General features: G+C 63.5%; 15 protein-coding genes and 1 pseudogene. 11 read left to right on the forward strand and 5 right to left on the reverse strand.

Going from position 1 to position 18,512, the window contains the following annotated elements:
• The first annotated feature begins 440 nt into the window (after positions 1-440).
• Positions 441-2,099 carry a phospholipase D family protein gene (locus tag PEP31012_RS22880; protein ID WP_150591505.1) on the forward strand — a complete coding sequence of 553 codons (1,659 nt, stop codon included), beginning with the start codon at positions 441-443 and terminating at the stop codon, positions 2,097-2,099.
• Positions 2,100-2,213: 114 nt separating this feature from the next.
• On the opposite strand, the pseudogene PEP31012_RS24305 reads toward PEP31012_RS22880, so the two are convergent.
• The 3 genes and pseudogenes from PEP31012_RS24305 to PEP31012_RS22895 form a co-directional block, all read right to left on the reverse strand.
• Positions 2,214-2,276, reverse strand: a pseudogene (locus tag PEP31012_RS24305) (integrase core domain-containing protein); the annotation flags it as partial.
• A 208-nt stretch (positions 2,277-2,484) separates the two neighbouring features.
• Positions 2,485-3,945 carry an amidohydrolase family protein gene (locus PEP31012_RS22890; RefSeq protein WP_246171437.1) on the reverse strand — a complete coding sequence of 487 codons (1,461 nt, stop codon included), beginning with the start codon at positions 3,943-3,945 and terminating at the stop codon, positions 2,485-2,487.
• 28 nt (positions 3,946-3,973) lie between these two features.
• Positions 3,974-5,074, reverse strand: coding sequence for a porin (locus PEP31012_RS22895; RefSeq protein WP_150591506.1), 1,101 nt, complete (start codon positions 5,072-5,074; stop codon positions 3,974-3,976).
• Positions 5,075-5,483: 409 nt separating this feature from the next.
• Here PEP31012_RS22895 and PEP31012_RS22900 point away from each other — a divergent pair, with 409 nt between their 5' ends.
• The 9 genes from PEP31012_RS22900 (at position 5,484) to PEP31012_RS22940 (ending at position 13,254) form a co-directional block, all read left to right on the forward strand.
• Positions 5,484-6,425, forward strand: coding sequence for a LysR family transcriptional regulator (locus PEP31012_RS22900; protein WP_150591507.1), 942 nt, complete (start codon positions 5,484-5,486; stop codon positions 6,423-6,425).
• 218 nt (positions 6,426-6,643) lie between these two features.
• Positions 6,644-7,651 (forward strand): 1,2-phenylacetyl-CoA epoxidase subunit PaaA, encoded by a 1,008-nt coding sequence (gene paaA / locus PEP31012_RS22905; RefSeq protein ID WP_150591508.1) that lies wholly within the window; start codon positions 6,644-6,646, stop codon positions 7,649-7,651.
• Between the two features lie 49 nt (positions 7,652-7,700).
• Entirely contained in the window at positions 7,701-7,997 is a 297-nt protein-coding gene (gene paaB, locus PEP31012_RS22910; protein WP_150591509.1) for a 1,2-phenylacetyl-CoA epoxidase subunit PaaB, read from the forward strand.
• A gap of 49 nt (positions 7,998-8,046) precedes the next feature.
• Positions 8,047-8,850: a 1,2-phenylacetyl-CoA epoxidase subunit PaaC gene (paaC, locus tag PEP31012_RS22915; RefSeq protein WP_150591510.1), complete on the forward strand. Its 804-nt coding sequence runs from the start codon at positions 8,047-8,049 to the stop codon at positions 8,848-8,850.
• A gap of 78 nt (positions 8,851-8,928) precedes the next feature.
• Entirely contained in the window at positions 8,929-9,504 is a 576-nt protein-coding gene (gene paaD / locus PEP31012_RS22920; RefSeq protein WP_425494987.1) for a 1,2-phenylacetyl-CoA epoxidase subunit PaaD, read from the forward strand.
• An 85-nt stretch (positions 9,505-9,589) separates the two neighbouring features.
• A complete protein-coding gene (gene paaE / locus PEP31012_RS22925; RefSeq protein WP_150591512.1) occupies positions 9,590-10,678 on the forward strand; it encodes a 1,2-phenylacetyl-CoA epoxidase subunit PaaE in 1,089 nt (362 codons plus the stop codon).
• Positions 10,679-10,902: 224 nt separating this feature from the next.
• The gene (locus PEP31012_RS22930; RefSeq protein ID WP_150591513.1) at positions 10,903-11,691 is read left to right on the forward strand and encodes a DUF1835 domain-containing protein; all 789 of its coding nucleotides are present in this window, start codon (positions 10,903-10,905) and stop codon (positions 11,689-11,691) included.
• 9 nt (positions 11,692-11,700) lie between these two features.
• A complete protein-coding gene (locus tag PEP31012_RS22935) occupies positions 11,701-12,360 on the forward strand; it encodes a TetR/AcrR family transcriptional regulator (RefSeq protein ID WP_150591514.1) in 660 nt (219 codons plus the stop codon).
• Between the two features lie 237 nt (positions 12,361-12,597).
• Positions 12,598-13,254 carry a GNAT family N-acetyltransferase gene (locus PEP31012_RS22940; RefSeq protein ID WP_150591515.1) on the forward strand — a complete coding sequence of 219 codons (657 nt, stop codon included), beginning with the start codon at positions 12,598-12,600 and terminating at the stop codon, positions 13,252-13,254.
• A gap of 85 nt (positions 13,255-13,339) precedes the next feature.
• Here the strand turns inward: PEP31012_RS22940 and PEP31012_RS22945 are convergent, their stop codons facing one another.
• Both PEP31012_RS22945 and PEP31012_RS22950 read right to left on the reverse strand, forming a co-directional pair.
• Complete coding sequence (locus PEP31012_RS22945) at positions 13,340-13,828, reverse strand: Lrp/AsnC family transcriptional regulator (protein ID WP_150591516.1); 489 nt, start codon at positions 13,826-13,828, stop codon at positions 13,340-13,342.
• A gap of 219 nt (positions 13,829-14,047) precedes the next feature.
• Positions 14,048-14,269 (reverse strand): hypothetical protein, encoded by a 222-nt coding sequence (locus PEP31012_RS22950; RefSeq protein ID WP_150591517.1) that lies wholly within the window; start codon positions 14,267-14,269, stop codon positions 14,048-14,050.
• A 649-nt stretch (positions 14,270-14,918) separates the two neighbouring features.
• Between PEP31012_RS22950 and PEP31012_RS22955 the strand changes: the two genes are divergently transcribed.
• On the forward strand, positions 14,919-18,485 hold the full coding sequence (locus PEP31012_RS22955; protein WP_150591518.1) for an indolepyruvate ferredoxin oxidoreductase family protein: 3,567 nt from the start codon (positions 14,919-14,921) through the stop codon (positions 18,483-18,485).
• Positions 18,486-18,512: the final 27 nt, after the last annotated feature.

Here is an 18,512-nt window from a genome sequence, read left to right on the forward strand (position 1 = left end):
GCAGAGAAGTGAGATTATGTCGCAGCTTCTCGTCGTCGTCAACAGTTTTTTTCGCTTTCTTCGTTCGCCGCCGTAGCAACTCACTAGCTCAAAACCACCAACCACCGGGCTTTTCAGCCCGTCGCCACCACCGCTTCGCTGCTTTCGCTGCGTCGCCGTCGTTGCGAGAGACGAGATATTAGTGAAAACCCCGTACCCTGGCAAGCCCTTTGTGAAAATATTTTGAAAAAGGCTCGAATCCGGAAAAAATGCCCGCCTCTAGCCGCCCAAATCCGCACCGCAGGCCACATGGAGACGACGGCTGCACTCTCGTTCGGCGTCCCGCCACAACACCACGAACGAAATCGCCTATGCTTGCCGCAAGCTTGCCTATAGATATAGAGAAAGGCGGCGCAGATTTCGAAGCCTGTTCCCTTCCTCTCTAGATAAAGCGGTTCGAGATGCTCCAATCCCGCTTCATCCCGTCGCCCGCCCTCGATACGCTGCATCGCCCGATCTTGCAGCGCCTGATCTTGCTTCTCCCGCTCGCGCTCATCTTGGTCGCCTGTAGCTCGGTGCGCCCCCCTCCCGAGGCCTCCCAATGGACGAGCCACACGCCGGCCGCCACGGCCGGCACGCTCGCCAGCACCCTGGCGCCGGCTATCGGTGCCCATCCCGGTCAATCCGGCTTCCAGCTCCTGGCCACCGGCGCCGACGCCTTCACCACCCGCCTCGCATTGGTCCAGGCCGCGCAGCATAGCCTGGACGTCCAGTATTACAGCGCCGGCGAAGACGTCACCGGTCGCCTCCTGCTCCAGGCGCTGCTCGACGCCGCCAATCGCGGCGTACGTATACGCATGTTGGTCGACGACATCAACCGTCGCCATACCGACCCGGCGTTCGCGGCGGTCGATCAACATCCCAATATCGAGATCCGCGTCTTCAACCCGTTCGGCACCCGCGACACCACGCTCATCGAACGGGCGGGCAATCTGCTCACGCGGTTCGACCAGCTCAACCGCCGCATGCACAACAAGGCGCTGGTCGCCGACAATCAATTGGCCATCGTAGGCGGCCGCAATCTGGGCGATGAATATTTCGACGCCAATCCCGAATTATCCTTCCGCGACTTCGATCTGCTCTGTGCCGGCCCGATCGTCGATGCCGTCTCCCGCAGCTTTGACCACTTTTGGACGAGCCAACAGTCCTATCCGCTTAAACAGGTGCAGTCGAAGATCGACGAAGCCACGCTCGACGCCACACGCGACGCCTTGGCACGTCATTGGCGCGACACCGACCACACGCCCGCGGGGCATCTGGCGCTTCACCCATCCCTGCTCGCCGAACGGCTTCGCAGCGGGAAGCTCGCCCTGTTCTGGGCGCCCGCCGAGCTTGCGGCCGACGGTCCCGACAAACTCGACACGCCCGCCGCCGAGACCCAGAGCGCGCCTGGCCACACACTGCGTCAGTTGGCGGCGAATGCCCAGCGAGAGGTTCTGATTATTTCCCCATACTTTGTGCCGCTGGACGGCGGCGTCCGGTTTCTGTCGACGCTCGCGCAGCGCGGCGTCAAGGTACGCGTGCTGACGAACTCCCTCGCGGCGACCGACGTCGTGGCCGTCCACGCCGGCTACGCGCGCTATCGCCCGGCGTTACTGGAAGCCGGCGTCGCGCTGTATGAATTCAAGCCGATCCGCACGAATAACGGCGTTCGTTCGTTGCGGCGCCTCTCGTTCGGCAGCACGTCGCGGGCCAGCCTGCATGGCAAAGTCTATGTGATCGACCGGCGAGACGTCGTCCTCGGTTCATTCAATCTGGACCCGCGTTCAGTGCGTCTGAATACAGAATTGGCAATCGTGATCCATAGCCCGGACTTTGCCGAGCGCATGGCGCGAATTTTCGACCGAGCGACGTCGCCCCGCGCCAGTTTTCGCGTCGAGTTGGCGCCCGCCACCCCCACCATGCCGCCACCGATCACCCCGCCAACCCTGCCGGCGCTGCGCTGGGTTGGCGAAGAGAATGGCCAACCGCGCACCTTCGATGTCGAACCCTATGCGTCGTTCTGGCGCAATGCGGTGGCGGGCGCCGTCACGTTGCTGCCGAGTGACGACCTGCTTTGAAACGGTGGGTTGACCTGACTGGCATCTTCGCACCACTGGAGTCTGGAGATTCACGGCCCCGGCGGTTGAACCACATGCGCTGGCCCGGCGAAATTCTGCCAGGGTTAGGTACTGCAAACTCGAATGCGGACGTACTTCGCTGTAATGAGTCCGCCAATCTTCGATCACGATCCTCACCTCACCCTCACATTCACACTAGCCTCTACCTCTACCTCTGCCTCTGCCTCTGCCTCCGACCCCGGCCCCGACGCCGCCCCTGAGCTTGACCCTCGGCCTCACCCTCGCCGTCGTCTTCGCCTTGGCTTTCACCCTGCCCAAGCCCCGCTGACGGCTCGGCGCATGCCCATCGTCCGCCAGGGCGAAAGACCGCCTCCAGCGGTGCGCGCTACGCCAACCCCGCCTCGCGCCGCAAACGCACGGCCGAGCGGGTGGCGTCACGAACGACCTCGCCAACGTCGAACGTGAGGAACCGACCGCCTTGCCGCAGAATGCGACCATCCACGATCACCGTATCGACGTTCTCCGGCTGCGCGGAATACACGAGTGAATTGAACGGATCGAATACGGGGGCAATATCCAGGTCATCCATGCGAACAAGCACAATGTCAGCGCGTTTGCCCGGGGACAAGGATCCGGTGCGATCCGCGAGATTGAGCGTCCTCGCACCGTCGATGGTCGCGAGTTCCACCAACCGGCGAGGTGTGAGTTTGACGTTCGTGTCCCGTCTCGACTTGTGTGCCCACAACAGGGCGCGCATTTCGTTGAAGAAGTTGGCATTGGCCGATGCCGCCGAAGAATCGGTCGAGAGACCCATTTGCGCGTGAAGTGCCTCCATTTCCGCGAATTGGGTATAACCGCTTCTCACCGTGGAATACTGCAGCTCAATGGCGGGCGCGATGCTGATGCGTACGTTCGACGCCGCAAGCGTCTGGCGCTCTGCCGCCGTGAACCCTTGCGGATGCACCAATAACAGGTTGGAATTCAACCACCCATGCCTGGCCATCACGTCGATAATGCCGTGCGTCAGATTCCCGTAGTGCAGTGTGTAAGGAAGCTGCATGGCCTGCGCATGCGCCATCGACGTGCTGAGGTCGTCGAGGACGCTGGCGCGCATCGAACCGTCCTTCTCCGTCACCGGCGCAACGACAACGCCCAATGACAAACGCGGACGCTTCGGTACTATCGTCTGCCTGACTCGCTCGACATCCTGCCAGTCCATGGGCTGCGAAGACGGCTCGCCGAAACGCCCGTACGAAAATCGGGCGCGAACACCAAGGTCCTCCAGCGCCTGTAGATCCGCCTGCGCATGTGCCGGCGAGCACACGTTGTGACAGAAGTCGTGCACCGTGGTGATGCCGGACATCAGGTTCTGCGCCAACCCGAATCGCACCGAGTGATAGATGTCCTCCGGCGTCATGACGGCACCGGCCCGGGCCTTGCTAGGGAAATAGCCGAAGGTCGGGTCGTCGCCGCGCAGGGAGCCTCGCAACAGGCTCGTCCACATGTGCTGATGCGTATCCACGAACCCCGGCATGACGATCGTTCGGCTCGCGTCGATGATCCGTACGTTCGGCAGATCGATACGCGCGGCCACGGCGACGATGGCACCACCCTTCACGTGCACGTCGCCCACGGGGAATTCGCCGAGCGCCGGGTCCATCGTCAACACGTACCCGCCGCGCAAGATGAACTCGTCTTGCTCTGCCTGGGCGGGCTGGGCATGCCGGTCCGCCGCGTACGACGCCGTCGGCACCGGCGCCAGCAGCGCGGGAAGCATCATGCTGCCGGCCACGGCGCCGCAGGCTTTGAGAAGCGTGCGGCGGTTTCGCTGCATCTCGTTGTTCATATCAGACCTCCTTGGGGGCGGTGACGCGTCAAAAGGTGTGCTGGATGCTCACAGTGCTCACGAACTGATGATTGCCACTCGCGGGGCCGGCCGACGCGTTCACCTGCGCCATCGCACCGTTGCCTGAGGCGATTTGCAGCGCGGCGTCGACGTACACCGTCGTACGTTTCGACAGCCGGTAGCCAACAAGGGACGTGAGCTGATTGGCATGGTTGTCGTTGAGCTGCGCGTTGCCGCGCATGTGGGTGTAGGTCGCGCTCGCGTACCACGCGGCAGAGAAGTCGTATCCCACGCTCACGTCGAAGGCGTTGATCTGTGCCCCGGTCGCCGTGTTTCGGGAGAGTGTGGCGAGTGCCGAGATCAGCGCTTTGCCAAATCCGTAGCGAAACCCGAGACCGATATTGCGGATGCCATCGTTGCCGTTGTTCGTTTGCGGCGACTTGACCATCGTGTACGCCGCACCGATGCCGGCATTCGCATAGTCGTAATTAATGCCGAAACTGGTGGCGGAGGATCGGCCGAAACTTCCGGGCACGCCCCCGAAGCCGTACATTGCGCCGAACGTCAGGCCCGAGAAATCGGCGCTTTTGAATTTGACCGTGTTGGCGATTGCCTCGCCATTCACGCGATCGAAGTCAAATGAGCCTTGCGCGGAATAGGACACACCGAACTTCGCGAACGGCCCTTGGTGAGCGGCGTAGGATCCCTCGAAGAAGCTCCCCGGGTAGCGGTTCAACGTCAGGCTGTCGAACATGAAATCGCGCTGATTCCCGACGGTCAGCGTGCCGTATCGATTCGCCAGTCCGACATACGATTCGCGGGAAAACAGACTGCCCGGACCGCCGAACACGTTACCGTTGACAATGCTGAACAGCGAGCCGAGATAAAACACGGCACGGTTGCCGCCGCCGAGGTCTTCATCGCCGCGAAAGATCAGGGCGTTCGGCCGCAGAACGCCGGGGTTTGCCGTGACGGCGGCGCCCCCGCCAACGTTACTTGTATAGCCTACGCCAGCGCCCAGCAGGCCGCTGATCTCAACATGGCTCTGCGCCTGTGCAGGGTTGACGAGCGCGCCGCCCAGCAAGCCTGCGGCGATGAATGAACGTACCCAAATGCCGTGATGATTCACGTTGTCTCCCTCGATTTGAACTGGATGCGTGGCAAGGACAGGTTTCGCGCGGTCCGTCGCCCGATAGGGCCAGCCCGCTTCGCATCCGCCGTCTCCCAGAGTTGTGTTCGGGACGTGCGAATGCGATTATTTTTATGCTTATATAATTGAAACCTAAAGTTATTGAGCAGAAGGGCATGGCCGCTACCGCCTGCGCCCGACACCGCATCGGGCGTCTGGCAAGCCAGTGTAGGTTCAGGTTATTGCCGGGAAGGTGAATTCTTGGACTCAGCCCTCAACCATTGGTTGACACTCGGCTGACACCGTCCGGGGCGCCAATGACGGGCCAATAGCGTGAGAACCATGGGTGCGCCAGGCGCAGATCGCGCCCGTCGCCTGGTTGCCGGTAACGCGTTGATGGAGATCGAAAATGAATGTCAGAACCGGTCAGGCGCCACCGTCGCGCCTCAAGCTCAAGTACCTCCAGGCCGTGGCCGTGCTCGATGAAACGCACAGCTTGACGAAGGCCGCCGACCGCCTGAATCTCACACGCGCGGCGCTCTCCAAGACGCTGGCTGCGCTGGAAGACCTGCTGGGGGTGAAGCTCTACGAGCGCACCGCGTCCGGCATGGTGCCGACGACATTCGGTCGCACGCTGGCCCGTCACGCGCGCATGATTCTTGGCAATCTTCGCTCGGCCGAGGACGAACTCCGAGACCTGATGAACGAGCACCGCGAGAGCCTGGTCGTCGGCGCCCTGTTCATCGCCATGCCGCAACTCCTGCCGCAGGCGATCGCATTGATGGCCGAGTCCCATCCGCGTTGCGTCATCACCGTGCGCGAGAGTGGTTCCTTCGGGCTGGCCGCGGGGCTTCACGATGGCAGCTTCGATCTGGTCGTGGGGCGTCTGGTGCCGGATTACTTTCGCAGCGCGGTCGAACTGGAACCGCTATTCCACGAGGATTTGCTCGTCATCTGCCGTCGCGAGCATCCGCTTGCCCAAGTGCCGGCGCCGGGTTGGCGCGACGTTGCCGGCTATCCCTGGCTGCTCCCGCCCAAGGAGTCCCCGATCAGCCACGCGCTGCAATCGCAATTTCTCGCAGAGGGCGTACCGGGGCCCGGCATGATCGTCGAGGCGTTTTCCGTCTCCCTCGCGCTCGGGATGCTGCAATCGTGCGACGCGATTACCGTGCTGCCGAGCCGCCTGGCCCATGCCCTGCGCGACAAGGGCGACGTCACGATTCTGCCTTTGCGCCCGCCGCCGCTGCCCGCGCCGATGGGCGTGGCATGGCGCCGCGGCGATCCCTTGTCGCCGCTAGCCGCGGCGTTTGTCGACGCGTTGAAACAATGCGCCTCGACACCCCCACGCTGAGGCCTCTCTCCCGTCATTCCGGCGGCGCCGCACGGCACCGCCCGCCACCCCAAGCGCGCCTGCCAACCTTCGACGCGTCGCGAGTCTCGAATTCGCCAGCATCCCCCATATCCTGAAACAAACAATCTCCGCCATCTCATGGAAAACATTTATTGACCGACCGGCCGGTCGGTTTATAATGCGTTCCATATCCCCACATGCCGCGGAGACCTTCCCCTATGTATACGCAAGCCATCGATCTGGCCGGCAACAGCCCCAAGGGTGTGCGCGCCCTGAGCGAGGCGGAGCAGCAGCAACAAGCCCGCTTCGACGCCCGCGTCGCCGCCGATCAGAAGATCGAGCCGCAGGACTACATGCCCGCTGAGTACCGCAAGACGCTCGTGCGCCAGATCTCGCAGCACGCGCATTCGGAAGTCGTCGGCATGTTGCCCGAAGGCAACTGGATCTCGCGCGCGCCCAGCCTCAAGCGCAAGGCCATCCTGCTCGCCAAGGTGCAGGACGAAGCCGGCCACGGCCTCTATCTGTATTCCGCCGCCGAAACGCTCGGCACGTCGCGCGACCAGATGATCGACGCGCTGCATTCGGGTAAGGCCAAGTACTCGAGCATCTTCAATTACCCGACCCTCACCTGGGCCGATGTCGGCGTGATCGGCTGGCTGGTCGACGGCGCCGCCATCATGAACCAGGTGCCGCTGTGCCGCTGCTCGTACGGCCCTTACGCGCGCGCCATGATCCGCGTGTGCAAGGAAGAGTCGTTCCACCAGCGCCAGGGCTTCGACGCCCTGCTCGCGATGATGAGCGGCACGCAAGCCCAGCGCGACATGGTCCAAGAAGCCGTGAACCGCTGGTGGTGGCCGGTGCTGATGATGTTCGGCCCGAGCGACAAGGACTCGATCCACAGCACGCAAACCATGCAGTGGGGCATCAAGCGCATCTCGAACGACGATCTGCGTCAGAAATTCGTCGACGCCGCCGTCGAACAGGCCAAGGTGCTCGGCGTGCGCTTCCCCGACCCGGATCTGAAGTGGAACGAGGCCCGCAAGGCACACGACTACGGCGAGATCGACTGGAGCGAATTCTGGCGCGTGGTCGGCGGTGAAGGCCCGTGCAACAAGGAACGTGTCGGCACGCGCGTGGCCGCCCACGAAAAAGGCGCCTGGGTACGCGACGCCGCCCTGGCGCACGCCGCCAAGCAACGCCAGCGCGCCGAAAAGCAGGCCGCCTGAGCGGCACGCGCCACAACACGCAGCGCCTCACAAGACATCAGGAACGATCATGACGCAAGCAAGCAACAAGGAATGGCCCCTCTGGGAAGTGTTCGTGCGCAGCAAGATGGGCCTCGAGCACAAGCACTGCGGCAGCCTGCACGCCGCCGACGCCGAGATGGCGTTGCGCATGGCGCGCGACGTCTACACGCGCCGCCAGGAAGGCGTGAGCCTCTGGGTCGTGCCGTCCGCCGCCATTACGGCGTCGGCTCCGGAAGACAAGGCCGAGCTGTTCGATCCGGCCGCCGACAAGATCTACCGCCATCCGACCTTCTACCAACTGCCGGAAGAAGTGAACCACATGTAAGCGGCCACGCGCCGAGCTGTTCGGCGCGCCCCATGCGAGACCCCAGAACATGAAACCGACGCAGGAACATCTGTCCTATCTGCTGCGCCTCGCCGACAACGCGCTGATACTCGGTCAGCGCAATGCGGAATGGTGCGGTCACGGCCCCGTGCTGGAAGAAGACATCGCGCTCACCAACCTGAGCCTCGATCTCATCGGCCAGGCACGCATGCTGTATCAGCACGCCGCCAAGATCGACACCGCGCTGACCGGCATCGCCAAGCAGGAAGACGATTACGCCTTCTGGCGCGACGAATTCGCGTTCCGCAACTGGACGCTGGTCGAACTGCCCCACTACGGCCCCACCGCCGGCACGACCGCCGCCGAGCGCGACTACGCCGTGACCATCGTGCGCAACTTCCTCTACTCGGCCCTGATGGTCGAAGTGTGGCAAGCCCTCACGCAGTCGACGGATCCGGATCTTGCTGCCATCGCCGCCAAGTCGGTCAAGGAAGCGCATTACCACCTGCACCACGCGCGCGACTGGCTGGTGCGCTTCGGCGACGGCACCGAGGAATCGCACCGGCGCGCGCAGGCCGCGCTCGACTACCTGATGCCGTACATGAACGAGATCTTCAAGCCGGACGCGCTCGAGGACGCCGTGGCCGCCACCGGCACCGGGGTCACGATGGCCAGCCTGAAGGACGCGTGGCACGCCACGGTGAGCGACGCGCTGCAAGAAGCCACGCTCGACGCACCGGTCGGCGGCGCATTCGAGAGCACGGGCAAGTTCGGCCATCACTCCGAGCACATGAGCTATCTGCTCGGCGAGATGCAGGGACTGGCTCGCCAGCATCCCGGCGCGACCTGGTAAGCCCCCCTCGCCACGCGTGTCATGCCGATGATGAACCCGTTTGCCGACCCGGTTGCCGCCCACTTCGCCGAGACGACCATGAATCTGCCGCTTACTCCCCCCGTGGCGCCCGACGTGCTTACGCCGGCCTCGGAGGCGTCGCTGCCGCTCGCATGGCAGACGCTCGAAGCCGTGCCCGATCCGGAGATTCCGGTCGTGTCGATTCGGGAACTCGGCATCCTGCGCGACGTACGCGTTGTCACGAACGCCAGCGGCAGCGTGGCATTCGAGATCGTGATTACGCCGACGTATTCGGGTTGCCCGGCGATGCAACAGATTGCCGAGGACATCGACGCGGCCATGACGCGCGCGGGCCTCGGCCCGTGGCACATCGCGACAGTGCTCGCCCCCGCCTGGACGACGGACTGGATAAGCCCCGAAGCCCGCGAAAAGCTGCGCGGCTATGGCATTGCGCCGCCCACGGGTACGCATGCCGTGGCCGCCGATGCGCCCCGCAAGATCACGTTCTACGGCCGCCCGAAAGACGGCGTGACGTGCCCGCATTGCGGCTCGACCGAGACCGAAGTGGTGTCGGCGTTCGGCTCGACCGCCTGCAAAGCGCATTACCGTTGCCGCACGTGCCGCGAGCCGTTCGACTATTTCAAGCCCTATTGATTGACCCGATTGATCCTGCTTCGCGCGTAGCGATGCCGACACTTTGCCCGGCGGCAACCGCACCCGGGCAGCAAGGAAGACCACGATGACGACCCCGCAATTCCATTCGCTGACCATCCGCGAAATCCGGCCCGAGACCGCCGACGCCATCTCCATCGCCTTCACGGTGCCGGACGCGTTGCGCGACGCCTATCGCTTCACGCAAGGCCAGTTCCTCACGCTCAAGACCGAGATCGACGGCGAAGAAGCCCGCCGCTCCTACTCGATCTGTGTCGGGGTGCCCGACTACGACGCCACGGGCGAGCTGCGCGTGGGCATCAAGCGCGTGCCGGGCGGCAAGTTCTCGAACTTCGCGAACGACCAGTTGAAGCCGGGACAGCAGATCGACGTGATGACCCCGGATGGCCGCTTCTTCACACGCCTGTCGGCCGATCACGCCAAGCACTACGTCGGCTTCGCCGGCGGCTCGGGCATCACGCCGATGCTCGCGCTTATCAAGACGACGCTCGCCGCTGAGCCGCACAGCCAGTTCACCCTGGTCTACGGCAATCGCGCAGTGCCGGCGATCATGTTTGCCGAAGCGCTCGAAGACCTGAAGAACACGTATCTTGGCCGCCTGCGCCTGTATCACGTGCTCTCGGACGAAGCCCAGGAGGTCGAGCTGTTCAACGGCCTGCTCGACCAGGACAAGTGCACGGCCTTCCTCGAAACGCTGATTCCGGCATCGAGCATCGACGAAGCCTTCATCTGCGGCCCGGGCCCGATGATGGACGCCGCCGAAGCCGCCCTTCATGCCGCCGGCGTGGCCAAGGAGAAGATTCACGTCGAACGGTTCGGCGTGCCGACGCCGCAAGTCGCTGCGAAGCCGGTGGTGATCACGGACGATACGCCGATGGCCGAGCTGGTCGTCGTCATGGACGGCAAGGAGCGCCGCCTGCGCCAGCCGTATGAAGGCCAGAGCATTCTGGATACGGGCCTTGCGGCCGGTCTGTCACTGCCGTATGCCTGCAAGGGCGGCGTGTGCTGCACGTGCCGCGCCAAGGTGCTCGAGGGCGAAGTGGCGATGGACAAGAACTACACGCTGGAAGACTACGAAGTCGAGCAGGGTTTCGTGCTGACGTGTCAGGCACACCCCCTCACGGAGCGCGTCGTGGTGAGCTACGACGAGCGCTAAGCCTGAGCTTGCCTGCGCTGAGCTTGCATTGAACGTTCGACGCTCCGGCGCCGTGCCAACGGTGCCGGAGCGTCGAACGATGGTTTGCCAAGGCGTGTCGCAAGTCGTGCGAACGTCATGTCAACGTGGCGGGAACCGGTGCGAAATCGGGCCAATGTCCTGATGATGTCGGGCATGACGGGAGCGTCAACCCGAGGTTGCGGGAATACCGTAAACTAGCGGGCATGAATACCATCCATGTCGTCTGCGGCGATATCGCCGCGCAGCAGTTGCGCGCGGCGATGGCGCAAGCGCATCGCGCCGACCCCGTGCTTGTCCTGCGTGACGATCTGGCCATTGGCCCGCTGCGCGAGATCGACGAGAACGAGCGGCAACGGGCGGCATTCTGGCAGCGCGTGCATCCGGTTGCCGGCCGCGACTACGTGGCAGAGTTGCGCGAGGAGCGGATATCGCTGCAGCGTCTGGTCGAAGGCGACAGCGCGGTGGTCTGCTGGCATGGCGACAGTGCGTCGGACCAGCTCACGCTTCGGCGCGTGGCCTTCATGTTGCGCAATACCCCCGCACGCCTGAACGAGATCGTGTTGCGCGGCAGCGATCTGGCAACGCCCAGCTCGCCGCAGGACACCACGCGACGCACGAGCGTCGGCATGTACGCGCCGGCGGTGCTGGCCGACCGATTTGCACGCATCGCGCCGATCTCGCTGTTGCGCATTGGCCGCCTGTCGCTGGAGTGGCGCGCGCTAAAGCAGGTGAACACGCAGGTGCGTCGCTGGGTGAACAACACGTTCGAAGGTGCGACGTTCGCCGAAATCGACGACCAGATTCTCGCGATGGCGCCGGTCGACTGGACGCCGATGGCAGCCTTTCTCGGCGAGGCGATGCCCCGCATCGAAGGCTTTTTTGCGACCGACAGTTTTCTGCTGTGGCGCTGCCGCGAACTCGGCGCGGCAGGCCGGCTCGCGTTGCGCGGCGACACCACGGCGCCCGCCGCGTGCGATCTACGACTGGAGTAACCCCCGTTTATGGCACGTACCAAAGCGCCCGATCACGAATCGCAGCGCGAACAGATTCTCGACGTCGCGGCCGAAGCGTTCGCCCACGCGAGCTATCCGAGCACGTCGATGTCCGAGTTGGCCGCCGCATGCGGCACATCGAAGGCCCGCCTGTATCACTATTACGCGAGCAAGGACGCCATCCTGTTCGATCTGCTCGAGCGCTACACCAAGCGCCTGATGCTGATCGTCACGGAGGTCGAGGCGCTCGGCCAACGCCGCGGCCTGTCCGAGCGCGATACGTTCCACGAGCTGATCCGCGCCTTTCTCGATGAATACGAGACGTCGCAAACGCGCCATATCGCGCTGCTCAACGACGTGAAGTTCCTCAACGACGAACAACGCGAGATCGTGCTCAATCGTCAACGCGACGTGGTGGCGGCGTTTGCCCGCCAACTCTCTCGGGCCTTCCCCGACCGGGTGGCCAAGCACAACCAGACCGCGCTCACGATGATGCTGTTCGGCATGATCAACTGGACCTTTACCTGGCTCAAGCCGGGCGGGCGCATGCGGTATCGCGATTTCGCCAACGAGGTGATCGCCGTGCTCGAACACGGTCTCGTCACGCCATTGCCGGGTGGAACCGAACCCGCCATCCCCGCTTCGTCAGCGCCATCGCGTACGCAGTAAGCAATCACTCACTCACAAAAAAGGGCGCTGCATCGCCCTTTTTTGTTGCCTCGCAGCAACCTTGCGCTGAACGTCAGCGGGAACCCCATCGAGAAATGGTGCGGTTCTTCAGCGACTTAGACGCTTCCCTCCAGACATCGCCATCATTAACTAGGGTTTTTACCTAGCCAATCGGGTATAATTCTTCTGCGTCGCACAATCCAGTGCACGCTCGAAAGCATACTCAAGGATTGCGTCATGACTGCCCCGAACCCCACGCCCAACGTCGCACGCGCGACGGTTGCCGCCAACGAGCGGTCGAGCGTGCTGATTCGTGAGCTGACCTCGGGCGACATCCACCGACTCCAGCGCCACTTCCTGGCGCTCGGCGAAGAAGACCGCCTGCTGCGATTTGGCCAGGCTGTCACCGACGACGTGATCACCCGCTACGTTGCCAGTCTCGACTTCTCGCGCGACAGCGTCTTTGGCGTCTTCGACGACAATCTCGCCCTCGTGGCGGTCGCTCACGTTGCGCGTCTGCCGGAAGGCAAGAACGGACGTATCGCGGAATTCGGTGTCTCGGTGCTGGAATCGGCCCGGGGCTGCGGTATTGGCTCGCGCCTGTTCGAACGCGCCACGATCCACTGCCGCAACCAGCGCGTCGATACGCTTTACATGCACTGCCTGTCGCGCAATGCCCGCATGATGCGCATCGCGAAGAAGGCCGGCATGGAGATCAACTACGCATATGGCGAGGCCGACGGCTACCTGAGCCTGCCGCCCGCCGACACGCAATCGATGCTCTCGGAAATGATGCAAGAGCAGGTCGCCGCCTTCGATTACGCGGTCAAGCGCCAACTTCGCACCGCCCGCCGTCTGTTTGGCGCCCTCCTGCCGAGCCAGCGCGCCGCCTGAACGACGAGCGCGACTCACCGAAAAAACAAACCCGGTCCATTGGCCGGGTTTTTTTGTCCGCGTCAGAATAGCGCCTGCCACCGGATTACGGTAGCGCAAGCGCTGTCGTTTCCTTGATCTGATCGAGGACGAAGCTGGTTTTGACGTCGACGACGCTCGGATGCACGAGCAACTGCGCTTGCATGAAGTGAGAGAAGTGCGCCATGTCGCGCACATGCACTCGCAGCAGGTAATCCATGTCGCCAGCCATGGCATAGCAGCCCACGACTTCCGTCCAGGCGTCGACCACGGCACGGAAGTGTTCGATGACCGAGCCTCCCTGGCCGTCGCCGGGATGCCGCTTGTCGAGCCGCACGTTGACATACGCGAGCAGGCCAAGGCCGATGCGTGTGGGCTCCAGCAAGGCGACATAGCCGCGAATGACGCCCGCTTCCTCCAAGCGACGGATTCGGCGCAGGCACGGGCTCGGCGAGAGCCTCACTTGCTCGGCGATTTCGAGATTGGACAGCCGGCCATTGCTCTGCAGCAAGGCGAGAATTCGACGATCGATCTTGTCCAGTTCGAGTTTTGGCACATGACTCCCCATTATCTGTAGTTATTCGCAATATTATTGCGTGAATTTCCGATTATCTGGAATTCATCGCCCTGATTCGACGATTACAAGAGATTACAGCAAGGACGCTCGTGACAAAAAAAGCGCCACCTGGTGGGGTGGCGCTTTGGGTGTCGGGAGGTGTCGCCATTGGGGGGGTGTCGCCATTGGGCGACATGTCCATGAGGGATCGAAGCCGCCTCAGCGGCGTTGGAATTCGCGCGGATCGATCGTGCGCTGGTCGAGCGGGCCTTCGTAACGCTGCGGCGACTGCGTGTTTTGCTGCTGCGTGATCGGGGTAACGATCGGGTTAGGTTCGGCCGTCTTGTCGCGCGCCATTTCGTCGGCACGGGCGACGCTCACTTCCAGGGTCAGAAACGAAGCGGAAACCAGCAGGAATTTGGCGATGTTTCGTTGATTCACAGTGACTCCTTCTTACGTGTTGCGGCATTGCAGGGCGCACTAACTGTGCGCAAAGTACGTTCCCAACGTGTCGGGTAAGGCATTAGTCACCATTCTGCCCGCGCCGTTCCCCCTCGCCGCCAACCGTTACACGTTGTTACCCTCGCGTCAGAAGACACCGACAAGCGTACGGTTGCCGGCATTTTCGCGTCACTTTGAAGCGAAATCCGAAAGCGGCCCTCTGCCCTCTGCCCTCTGCCCTCTGCCCTCTGCCCTCTGCCGTTTGCTGTTTGCCATTCGCTGTTTGCTGTGCTGGCGTGCTGGCAGACGAGACGATGGGCGACACCCCCGAACCGCAGGCGAGGGTATACGCCAGCCATCTTACGTTTACGTAAACGTCATAATGCTCGTTATACTTCGCTGGATCGGTCACCGATGAGACGTCACCGTACCCGTCAGGCAATGGCCTGACACCGGTGCTACCATAAGTTCGACTGGTAAGCGCATTACGAAAAATGGCCCGGCTCGCCGGGGTGCCATCACGCGAGTGAGCATCCGGGTACGCGAAAATCAGAGGCCGGCATTCACCACTGCCGTCCTGCTTCACGAGAGCGGGAGTGGCAGGAAGTTTTGGCGATCCCAAAATCCGTGAGAGTGAGGAGCACACCCCATGAACGCCCCCGTCAATCCGAGCTTGCTGGCCGCACTGGAATCGGTCACGCTCGACGACAAATACACGCTCGAGCGCGGTCGCGCCTACATGAGCGGCATTCAGGCGCTGGTCCGGCTGCCGATGCTGCAGCAGGCGCGCGATGCTGCCGCCGGGCTCAATACCGCCGGCTTCATTTCGGGCTATCGCGGCTCGCCGCTGGGCGGGCTGGATCTGTCGCTATGGAAGGCGAAGCAGCATCTCGCCAGCCATCATGTCGTCTTTCAGCCCGGCCTGAACGAAGACCTCGCCGCCACCGCCGTGTGGGGCTCGCAACAGGTCAACCTGTACCCCGCCAAGTATGACGGCGTGTTCTCGATGTGGTACGGCAAGGGCCCCGGCGTCGACCGCTCCATGGACGTGCTCAAGCACGGCAACTCGGCCGGCTCGTCGAAGCACGGCGGCGTGCTGGTGCTCGCGGGCGACGACCACGCAGCAAAATCCTCCACGCTCGCGCACCAGTCCGAACACGTCTTCAAGGCCGCCGGCATTCCCGTTCTGTATCCGTCGAACGTGCAGGAGTATCTCGACTACGGCCTGCATGGCTGGGCCATGAGCCGTTACTCGGGCCTGTGGGTCGCGATGAAATGCGTGACGGACGTGGTCGAGTCGTCGGCCTCGGTGATGATCGATCCGCACAACGTCGACATTCACCTGCCGGACGACTTCCTCATGCCGCCCGACGGCCTGAATATCCGTTGGCCCGACCCGCCGCTGGTGCAGGAAGCGCGTCTGCTCGACTACAAGTGGTATGCCGGACTCGCGTATGTGCGCGCCAACAAGCTCGATCGCGTGATGATCGATTCGCCCAATGCCCGCTTCGGCATCATGACCGGCGGCAAGGCGTATCTCGATGTGTGCCAGGCACTCGCCGATCTGGGGCTGGACGAGGCCACGTGCCAGCGCATCGGCATTCGTCTGTACAAGGTAGGCTGTGTGTGGCCGCTCGAAGCGCAGGGTGCGCGCGCGTTCGCACAAGGACTTCAGGAAATTCTCGTGGTCGAGGAAAAGCGTCAGATCCTCGAATACGCAATCAAGGAAGAGCTGTACAACTGGCGCGACGACGTGCGCCCCCGCGTGTACGGCAAGTTCGACGAAAAGGATGGCGCCGGCGGCGAATGGTCGGTGCCGATGGCCAACTGGCTGCTGCCCGCCCACTACGAACTCTCTCCCGCGCTGATCGCCAAGGCGATTGCCACGCGTCTGGAGAAGTTCGAGCTGCCAAGCGACGTGCGCGAGCGCATCGCCGCCCGCCTGCGCGTGATCGACGCGAAGGAGCAAGCCCTCGCCAAGCCGCGCGTGGCGGTCGAGCGCAAGCCGTGGTTCTGCTCGGGTTGTCCGCACAATACGTCGACCAATGTGCCCGAAGGCTCGCGTGCCATCGCCGGTATCGGTTGTCACTACATGACCGTGTGGATGGATCGGCGCACCGACACGTTCTCGCAAATGGGCGGGGAAGGCGTGCCCTGGATCGGTCAGGCGCCCTTCTCGTGCGACGAGCACATCTTCGCCAACCTGGGTGACGGGACGTACTTCCACTCGGGCCTGCTCGCGATTCGCGCGGCGATCTCGTCGAAGGTCAACATCACCTACAAGATCCTGTACAACGACGCGGTCGCCATGACCGGCGGCCAGCCCGTCGACGGCACGCTGAGCGTGCCGCAGATCGTGGCGCAGGTCGACGCCGAAGGCGCGGCCAAGATCGTCATCGTGACGGACGAACCCGAGAAGTACGATGGCGTGAAGCTCGTCGGCGACGTGCCGGTGTACCATCGCAACGACCTCGACCGCGTGCAGCGCGAGCTGCGACTGGTCAAGGGCACGTCGATCCTGATCTACGACCAGACGTGCGCGACCGAGAAGCGCCGCCGTCGCAAACGCGGCGCCTACCCCGATCCGGCAAAGCGCGTGGTGATCAACGAAGCCGTCTGCGAAGGGTGTGGCGATTGCTCCGTGAAGTCGAACTGTCTGTCGGTCGAGCCACTGGAGACCGAATTCGGCACGAAACGTCAGATCAATCAGTCCACATGCAACAAGGACTACTCATGCGTGAACGGCTTCTGCCCGAGCTTCGTGACGGTCGAAGGCGGTCAGTTGCGCAAGCCGAAGACGGCGCAGGTCGACAGCAGCGAGCTGCCGCCGCTGCCGGAACCGGCACTGCCCGCGATCACGCGTCCGTACGGCATCCTCGTCACGGGGGTCGGCGGCACGGGCGTGGTCACCATTGGCGCACTGCTCGGCATGGCCGCGCATCTGGAGAACAAGGGCGTCACCACACTCGATGTGACCGGCCTCGCCCAGAAGGGTGGCGCGGTCACGAGCCACGTGCAGATCGCTCTGCAGCCGGAGGACATTCACGCCACACGCATCGCCATGGGCGACGCGCGCGTGGTGATCGGTTGCGACGCCATCACGACCGCGAGCGACGACACGCTCTCACGCGTGCAGCACGGGGTGACGAACATCGTCGTCAACAGCGCGCACACGCCGACGGCCGAGTTTATCCGCAATCCGAACTGGCGCTTCCCCGGCACGAGCACGGAGCACGACATCCGCGCGGCGGCCGGCGAGAACGTCGACTTCGTCGACGCCAATCACCTCTCACTGCGACTGCTGGGCGACACCATCTACACGAACCCGTTCGTACTGGGCTACGCCTGGCAGAAGGGCTGGGTACCGCTGTCGTATGCGGCGCTCACGCGCGCCATCGAACTCAACGGGGTGGCGGTCGAGAAGAACAAGCAGGCGTTCGAATGGGGACGTCGCACCGCGTACGATCTCGCGAGCGTGCGCAAGCTCGCGCAACAGAACGAGGCGCCGGAGCCGGCGGCTGCCGGCGGCAAGCTGATCACGCTGCACACGCCGCGCGCGCTCGACCTGTTGATCGAGCGGCGCTACGACCAACTCGTGGCGTATCAGGATCGCGCCTACGCCGAGCGCTTCAAGCAGACGGTGGATCGCGTGCGCACGGTCGAGGCTGCGCTCACGCCTGAGGGCATGCCCATGCCGCTCACCGAAGCGGTCGCGCGTGGGCTCTACAAGCTCATGGCCTACAAGGACGAGTACGAAGTCGCGCGTCTGTACACCGACCCGGCGTTCATGAAGAAGCTCAACGAGCAGTTCGAAGGCGACTTCACGCTGCGCTTCCATCTGGCGCCGCCGTCGCTGGCCAAGCACGACGACAAGGGACATCTCATCAAGCAGACCTACGGCGCCTGGATGATGAAGGCGTTCGGTGTGCTCGCCAGGTTCAAGGGGCTGCGCGGCGGGCCGTTCGACATCTTCGGCCGGACACAGGAGCGTCGCACGGAACGCGCACTGATCGGCGAGTACGAGACGCTGGTCAACGAGGTGTTGTCGCGCCTGAACGAGCACAACCTGTCGCTGGCCGTGCAATTGGCGGAGCTGCCGCAGGAGATTCGCGGCTTCGGGCACGTCAAGGAGCAGAACCTCGCCGCCACACGCATCAAGTGGACGAAGTTGCTCACGCAGTTGCGCGAGGGCGATTCGCATCGCGTTGCCGCCTGATGCGCTGACCCGCCACCCGTCGGTCCA

Origin of the sequence: Pandoraea eparura, assembly GCF_902459725.1 — a bacterium.
In the GTDB taxonomy this organism is placed as follows: domain Bacteria; phylum Pseudomonadota; class Gammaproteobacteria; order Burkholderiales; family Burkholderiaceae; genus Pandoraea; species Pandoraea eparura.

Coding starts and splice junctions, on each gene's coding strand:
- PEP31012_RS22935 (WP_150591514.1), top strand. CDS start 11,701: ATGGCACGTACCAAAGCGCCCGATCACGAATCGCAGCGCGAACAGATT.
- PEP31012_RS22940 (WP_150591515.1), top strand. CDS start 12,598: ATGACTGCCCCGAACCCCACGCCCAACGTCGCACGCGCGACGGTTGCC.
- PEP31012_RS22930 (WP_150591513.1), top strand. CDS start 10,903: ATGAATACCATCCATGTCGTCTGCGGCGATATCGCCGCGCAGCAGTTG.
- paaA (WP_150591508.1), top strand. CDS start 6,644: ATGTATACGCAAGCCATCGATCTGGCCGGCAACAGCCCCAAGGGTGTG.
- paaE (WP_150591512.1), top strand. CDS start 9,590: ATGACGACCCCGCAATTCCATTCGCTGACCATCCGCGAAATCCGGCCC.
- paaD (WP_425494987.1), top strand. CDS start 8,929: ATGAATCTGCCGCTTACTCCCCCCGTGGCGCCCGACGTGCTTACGCCG.
- paaB (WP_150591509.1), top strand. CDS start 7,701: ATGACGCAAGCAAGCAACAAGGAATGGCCCCTCTGGGAAGTGTTCGTG.
- PEP31012_RS22880 (WP_150591505.1), top strand. CDS start 441: ATGCTCCAATCCCGCTTCATCCCGTCGCCCGCCCTCGATACGCTGCAT.
- PEP31012_RS22955 (WP_150591518.1), top strand. CDS start 14,919: ATGAACGCCCCCGTCAATCCGAGCTTGCTGGCCGCACTGGAATCGGTC.
- paaC (WP_150591510.1), top strand. CDS start 8,047: ATGAAACCGACGCAGGAACATCTGTCCTATCTGCTGCGCCTCGCCGAC.
- PEP31012_RS22890 (WP_246171437.1), bottom strand. CDS start 3,945: ATGAACAACGAGATGCAGCGAAACCGCCGCACGCTTCTCAAAGCCTGC.
- PEP31012_RS22900 (WP_150591507.1), top strand. CDS start 5,484: ATGAATGTCAGAACCGGTCAGGCGCCACCGTCGCGCCTCAAGCTCAAG.